This window comes from Streptomyces misionensis (assembly GCF_007896895.1).
Taxonomy (GTDB): Bacteria; Actinomycetota; Actinomycetes; order Streptomycetales; family Streptomycetaceae; genus Streptomyces; species Streptomyces misionensis_A.
In genome coordinates this window covers 43,969-50,572 of sequence record NZ_VOGW01000060.1, presented here as the reverse complement: position 1 = coordinate 50,572, position 6,604 = coordinate 43,969, and the positions used below count along the sequence as shown (strand labels likewise).

General features: G+C 74.8%; 4 protein-coding genes and 1 pseudogene. 2 read left to right on the top strand and 3 right to left on the bottom strand.

What is annotated here, in order from left to right; genetic code table 11:
* Positions 1-97: pseudogene (locus FRZ03_RS40210) on the top strand (LysR family transcriptional regulator); the annotation flags it as partial.
* Positions 98-128: 31 nt separating this feature from the next.
* Here the strand turns inward: FRZ03_RS40210 and FRZ03_RS11015 are convergent.
* On the bottom strand, positions 129-1,391 hold the full coding sequence (locus tag FRZ03_RS11015; protein WP_261398871.1) for an MFS transporter: 1,263 nt from the start codon (positions 1,389-1,391) through the stop codon (positions 129-131).
* 72 nt (positions 1,392-1,463) lie between these two features.
* Between FRZ03_RS11015 and FRZ03_RS11010 the strand changes: the two genes are divergently transcribed.
* Positions 1,464-3,833, top strand: coding sequence for an ATP-binding cassette domain-containing protein (locus FRZ03_RS11010; RefSeq protein WP_146464961.1), 2,370 nt, complete (start codon positions 1,464-1,466; stop codon positions 3,831-3,833).
* 36 nt (positions 3,834-3,869) lie between these two features.
* On the opposite strand, the gene FRZ03_RS11005 is transcribed toward FRZ03_RS11010, so the two are convergent.
* Positions 3,870-5,909: a HelD family protein gene (locus tag FRZ03_RS11005; RefSeq protein ID WP_146464960.1), complete on the bottom strand. Its 2,040-nt coding sequence runs from the start codon at positions 5,907-5,909 to the stop codon at positions 3,870-3,872.
* Between the two features lie 50 nt (positions 5,910-5,959).
* Positions 5,960-6,595 carry a TetR family transcriptional regulator gene (locus tag FRZ03_RS11000; protein ID WP_146464959.1) on the bottom strand — a complete coding sequence of 212 codons (636 nt, stop codon included), beginning with the start codon at positions 6,593-6,595 and terminating at the stop codon, positions 5,960-5,962.
* Between the last annotated feature and the right edge of the window lie 9 nt (positions 6,596-6,604).

Genomic DNA, 6,604 nt, shown 5'->3' with positions numbered 1-6,604 from the left:
CGGCTGGGCCGTCCGCCGCTGGGACGCCCTCACCCCCCTGGCCCGCGCCTTCGCCGACACGGTCGCCGAGTGCTGCACGGGTACCGGGTCCCGGTGAGGACCGGGCCGGTCCCCGGGACGGCCGCCGGCTACGTGTTCCGCGACCGCAGGCCCCGCACGCCGGGGGACAGAAGTGCCGCCGCCGTGGCCGCCGTGATCAGGGCCGCGCAGGCCGCCAGCGCGTGGGCCGGGCCCACCGCGGTGGCGGTCGGGCCGGCCAGGAGGAGGCCGAGGGGGGCGAAGGAGAGGGAGCCGAACCAGTCGTAGGAGCTGACGCGGGAGAGGGCGTGCTCGGGGATCTCGCGCTGGATGGTCGTGGTCCACAGCACGCCGAAGACGTCGCTCGCGACGCCCGCGCCGAGCATCGCGACGGCGATCAGCCAGACCGGGGCCGCGGCCGCGAGCAGGGCGATCGGGACGGCGGCGGGGAAGGTGCACAGGACCGCCACGAGCAGGGGGCGGGAGACCCGCACCCGGGCGGCCAGCCCCGCGCCCGCGATGGTGCCGACCGCCTGCGCCGCCACGACGACCGACCAGGCGCGCGCGCCGCCCAGCCGGCTTTCGGCCATCAAGGGGCCGAGGACACCCACGTTGGCGTTCAGCGCGGCGACCACGACGGCGTACTGGGCGACCACCACCCACAGCCACTGCCGGGAGGAGAACTCCCGCCAGCCCTCGCGCAGTTCGGTCCAGCCGGAGGTGCCGCCCCGGGGCCGCGCCGGCACCCGCAGCCGGGCCGTCAGGGCCGCGCTGACCCCGAAGGACGCGGCGTTCAGCGCGAGCGCCCAGCCCGCGCCCACCGCCGCCACCGTCACCCCGGACAGCGCGAGGCCCAGCAGCATGGAGCTGTTGGTGCCCATGCGCAGCAGGCCGTTGGCGCGTTGCAGGCGGTCCGCGGGGACCAGCAGCGGGACCAGGCCCTCGGACGCGGGGGCGAACAGGGCCGTCGCCGTGCCGGCCAGGACGGCCAGGACGCACATCCCCGGCAGCGGTGCCACCCCGGTCAGCACCATGGCGGCCAGCGCGCCGTACGCCCCGGCGCCGAGCACGTCCGCCGCGGCCATCAGCGCCGAGCGCGACATCCGGTCCGCGATCACTCCGCCCACCAGCACGAACAGCAGCTGCGGCAGTGCCTGGCAGGCCACCACCAGGGACAGCCGGCCCGGGCCCGCGCCCGGCAGCGAGAGCACGGCGAAGGCGAGGGCCACCCGCGCGAAGCCGTTGCCCAGCACGGAGACGACCCGCGCGGACAGCAGGAGGGTAAAGCGGGGGTCGCGCCACAGGGGCGGGGCGGCCGCGGGTCCGCCCGGGAGTGCCTCGTCCCGGGGGGTCTCGCTCGAAGGCACCGTCACGGCCGGGCAGCCTAGGGGATCGGTCAGGATTGGAGAAGCACGCCCGTACCGCCCCCGGTTACGGTGGCCCGCATGGACGAGGTCACCGCACAGCCCGCCGCCGACCGTCACGATCTGATCCGGGTGCACGGGGCGCGCGAGAACAACCTGAAGGACGTCACCGTCGAGATCCCCAAGCGCCGGCTGACGGTGTTCACGGGCGTGTCCGGCTCGGGCAAGAGCTCCCTGGTGTTCGACACGATCGCCGCGGAGTCGCAGCGGCTGATCAACGAGACGTACAGCGCGTTCGTGCAGGGCTTCATGCCGACTCTCGCCCGCCCCGACGTGGACGTGCTGGAGGGGCTGACCACCGCGATCATCGTGGACCAGCAGCGGATGGGCGCCGACCCGCGCTCCACCGTCGGCACCGCCACCGACGCGGGCGCCATGCTGCGCATCCTCTTCAGCCGGCTCGGCAAGCCGCACATCGGCTCGCCCAAGGCGTTCTCCTTCAACGTGGCCTCGATCAGCGGGGCCGGCGCGGTCACCGTGGAGCGCGGCGGCAAGCAGGTCAAGGAGCGGCGCAGCTTCAGCATCACCGGCGGCATGTGCCCGCGCTGCGAGGGCCGGGGCACCGTCACCGACCTCGACCTCACCCAGCTCTACGACGACTCCAAGTCGCTGCGCGAGGGGGCGCTGACGGTGCCCGGCTACAAGGCGGGCGGCTGGAACCACCGCCTCTACGCCGAGTCCGGCCTGGTCGACCCGGACAAGCCGATCCGCTCGTACACGAAGCGGGAGCTGGCCGACTTCCTGCACCGCGAGCCGACCCGGATGAAGATCGCGGGCATCAACATGACCTACGAGGGTCTGATCCCGCGCATCCAGCGGTCGATGCTCGCCAAGGACCGGGAGGGGATGCAGCCGCACATCCGGGAGTTCGTGGACCGCGCGGTCACCTTCACCACCTGCCCCGACTGCGCGGGCACCCGGCTGACCGAGGCGGCCCGCTCCTCGAAGATCGACGGGGTCGGCATCGCCGACGCGTGCGCGATGCAGATCAGCGATCTGGCGGACTGGGTGCGGAAGCTGACCGAGCCGTCGGTCGCGCCGCTGCTGGAGTCGCTGCGGCAGACCCTCGACTCGTTCACCGAGATCGGCCTCGGCTACCTCTCGCTGGACCGGCCCGCGGGCACGCTGTCTGGCGGCGAGGCGCAGCGCGTGAAGATGATCCGGCACCTCGGCTCCTCGCTCACCGATGTGACGTACGTCTTCGACGAGCCCTCCATCGGCCTGCACCCGCACGACGTCCAGCGGATGAACGCGCTGCTGCGGCGGCTGCGCGACAAGGGCAACACGGTGCTCGTCGTGGAGCACAAGCCCGAGGTGATCGCGATCGCCGACCATGTGGTGGACCTCGGGCCGGGCGCGGGCACGGCGGGCGGCACGGTCTGCTACGAGGGGGACCTCGCGGGGCTGCGGGCCGCGGGCACCCTCACCGGACGCCATCTGGACGACCGGGCCACGCTGAAGGGGACGGTGCGCAAGCCCACCGGCGCGCTGGAGATCCGGGGCGCCACCACGCACAACCTGCGCGGGGTCGACGTGGACATCCCGCTCGGCGTGCTGACCGTGATCACCGGGGTCGCCGGGTCCGGCAAGAGTTCGCTGGTGCACGGGTCGATCCCGGCCGGCGCGGGCGTCGTGTCGGTCGACCAGGCGCCGATCCGGGGCTCCCGGCGCAGCAACCCGGCGACGTACACCGGGCTGCTCGAACCGGTCCGCAAGGCCTTCGCCAAGGCCAACGGGGTCAAGCCGGCGCTGTTCAGCGCCAATTCGGAGGGCGCCTGCCCCAACTGCAACGGCGCGGGCGTCGTGTACACCGATCTGGCGATGATGGCCGGGGTCGCCACGACGTGCGAGGAGTGCGAGGGCAGGCGGTTCGAGGCGTCGGTGCTCCGGTACCGGCTCGGCGGCCGGGACATCAGCGAGGTGCTGGCGATGCCGGTGACCGAGGCGGTGGAGTTCTTCGGCGCGGGCGAGGCGCACACGCCCGCGGCCCACCGGATCCTCGGCCGGATGGCCGACGTGGGTCTCGGCTACCTCACTCTCGGCCAGCCGCTCACCACCCTGTCCGGCGGCGAGCGGCAGCGGCTGAAGCTGGCCACGCACATGGGCGACAAGGGCGGCGTCCTCGTCCTGGACGAGCCGACCACCGGCCTGCACCTCGCCGACGTCGACCAACTCCTCGGTCTGCTCGACCGGTTGGTGGACTCCGGCAAGTCCGTCATCGTCGTGGAGCACCACCAGGCGGTGATGGCCCACGCCGACTGGATCATCGACCTCGGTCCGGGCGCGGGACACGACGGCGGCCGGATCGTCTTCGAGGGCACCCCGGCCGACCTGGTCGCGACCCGCTCGACGCTCACCGGGGAGCACCTGGCGGCGTACGTGGGGGCGTGAGCGCACCGACGACGGCGTCGTGGCGCCGCGCACGCCTCAGAACGGCAGCGGGCGCGCGTGGATCACGTCCAGGCGGGAGACCGCCCGGGTCAGGACCACGTACAGGCGGTGGGCGCCCCGTTCCTCCGCCTCCGTGACGGCGGCCGGTTCGACGGCGATGACGTGGTCGTACTCCAGGCCCTTGGCCAGGCTCGCGGGGACGAGGGTCAGGCGGGCGCCGAGGGCGTCGGGGGCGGCCGGGGCGAGGCCCGCGCCGGTGAGGGCGCGGGACAGGGCGGGCACGTCCGCGTCGGCCGCGAGCACGCCGACCGACCCCTCGCGGGCGAGGGCGCGGCGGACGGCGGTCACCGTGGTGGCGAGGACGTCGTCGGTCGGGTGGAGGGCCAGCTCGCCGTCGGTGCGCAGGGACCGGGCGGGCGGGACCGGGACCGCGAGGCGCTCCAGCAGCCGGTTGGCGAGCGCCACGACGGCCGCCGGCACCCGGAACCCGGTGGTCAGGGACACCACCGCCGCGTCCGGCCGGCCGAGGTGGTGCAGCTGCGTGGACCAGTCGCGGGCGGCCCAGGGGGCGGTGCCCTGGGCGAGGTCGCCGAGAACGGTCAGCGAGCCGAAGGCGGCGCGGCGGGCGATGGCCCGGCACTCCATCGGCGAGAGGTCCTGCGCCTCGTCCACGACGACGTGGCCGTAGGCCTCGGGGTGTTCGATCAGGCCGGACAGCTCGTCCAGCAGGACCAGGTCGGCGGCCGACCAGCGGGCGGACTTGTGGGAGCGCGGCGGGCGCGCCCAGCGCAGCGCCTCCTGCTCGCCGGGCTCCAGCAGCCCCTGCGCGGCCCGGGCCAGCGTCCCCGCGTCGGTGAGGAGCCGGGCCAGCACCTCCTCCGGGCGGACCTTCGGCCACACCAGGTCGAGATGAGCGGTGAGCGGCCGGGCGTGCTCCATGCGCCGCGTCCAGGCGGCGGGCAGCACTCCGGAGCGCCGTTCGGCGCGCTCGCGCAGCCGCCGTACCGCCCGGGTGCGCACCCGCTCGCGGCCGACGGCGTACGGCGGCTCCTGCGCGCGCACCTCCCGGACGATCGCGGCGAGTTCGGCGGCGGGCACCCGCCACCGGTAGGAGCCGTCCGGTACGGCGAGGTCGGTCACGCCGTCCGTGGTGACGTGCGCGTACAGCGCCCGGCGCAGCACCTCGGCCATGCGGGGGTCGTGCTTGAGGGCCGCGGTGGGGGCCGGGTCGGTGCCGGTGACCGGGTGACGGGCGATCTCGTCGAGGAGGGTGGACTGGCGCACGCCGGTCTCGCCGAGGGCGGGCAGCACCTCGGAGATGTACGCGAGGAAGGTGCGGTTGGGGCCGAGGATCAGCAGTCCGGCGCGCTGGAGACGCTTGGGGTGGGTGTAGAGCAGGTACGCGGCGCGGTGCAGGCCGACGGCGGTCTTGCCGGTGCCGGGGGCGCCCTGCACGCACACCGAGTCGGCGAGGGCGGCGCGCACGAGGTCGTCCTGCTCGGGCTGGATGGTGGCGGCGATGTCCCGCATGGGGCCGACGCGGGGCCGTTCGATCTCGCGGGCGACGATGCCGCCGGGCCGGAGCCCGCCCCCCGACTCGCCCTGTCGCAGGTGTTCGTCCTCCAGCGCCGTGAGGTCGGCGCTCTCCCCCGTGCTGCCCGGCGCCCAGCCGAACCGCCGCCGTACCGCGACGCCCTGGGGGTCGCGGGCGCTCGCCTGGTAGAAGGCGCGGGAGACGGGGGCCCGCCAGTCGACCACGAGGGGCGGGGCCGCGGGACTCTCGGTGATGCGCAGCCGCCCGAGGTGGAAGGAGAGCCCGCCGTGCCCGGGGTGGTCGCCGGCGAAGTCGAGGCGGCCGAAGAACAGGGGCCCGGGCGGGAGTTCGCGCAACGCCTTGGCCTGGCTGCGCAGCCGGAAACCGAGCACCTCGGCGTCGGCGCCGGAGGCGGAGACGTCCTCGCCGATGAGGACCTGTTCGGCGGCGCCCTCGACCATCGCGGCGAGGACGGCCCGGCACTCGTCGTGGTGGGCGCGCTCGGCCCGCAGGGCGTCGGTGAGGGCGGGGTCTGGCGTCATGGCGCCACCCTAACCCCAAAACGTTACCGAGTTAAATTTTTAACCGCGTCTCAATCAGTGTGGGCTTCCGGGAGCCCCGGCACCGCCGCCGCCAGCCGCCCGAACGCCCGCTCCGCCGCCCGCACCGCGTCCGGCGCCACGTCCGCCACCCGCTCCCCCGCCGCGATCCGCCGCCAGTTGTCCAGGGCGAGGATCCGCTGGACGGCGATGATCTGCCCGGCCGCGAGCCGCGCGTCCAGGTCCCCGCCGAGCGCCTCGGCGAGCGCCGCCTCCGAGCGCTCCTGGTGCCGGTGGGCGCGGGCGACCAGGGCGGGGGTGCCGTAGAGCAGGCGGTGGAAGGCGAGCACCTGCGGATGGTCGTTGAGGCCGGTGACCGGGTCGCGTCGCTCCAGACCGGCGAGGAAGTGCCGGCGCAGCGCGTCCACCGGGTCCGGCTCCCCGGCGACCACCCGCGCGGCCTCCGTCTCGTGGTCCGCGATCCGGTGCAGGACCAGGTCCTCCTTGGCCGGGAAGTACCGGAAGAGGGTGGGCTTGGAGATCCCGGCGGCCGCGGCCACCTCCGCCACGGACACCGCGTCGAAGCCCCGCTCCAGGAACAGCCGTACGGCGGTGTCGGACACCTCCTGGTACGTCCGCTGCTTCTTGCGTTCGCGCAGACCCGTCTCACGCGGCTCGGTCTCACCCATGGGGCGAGC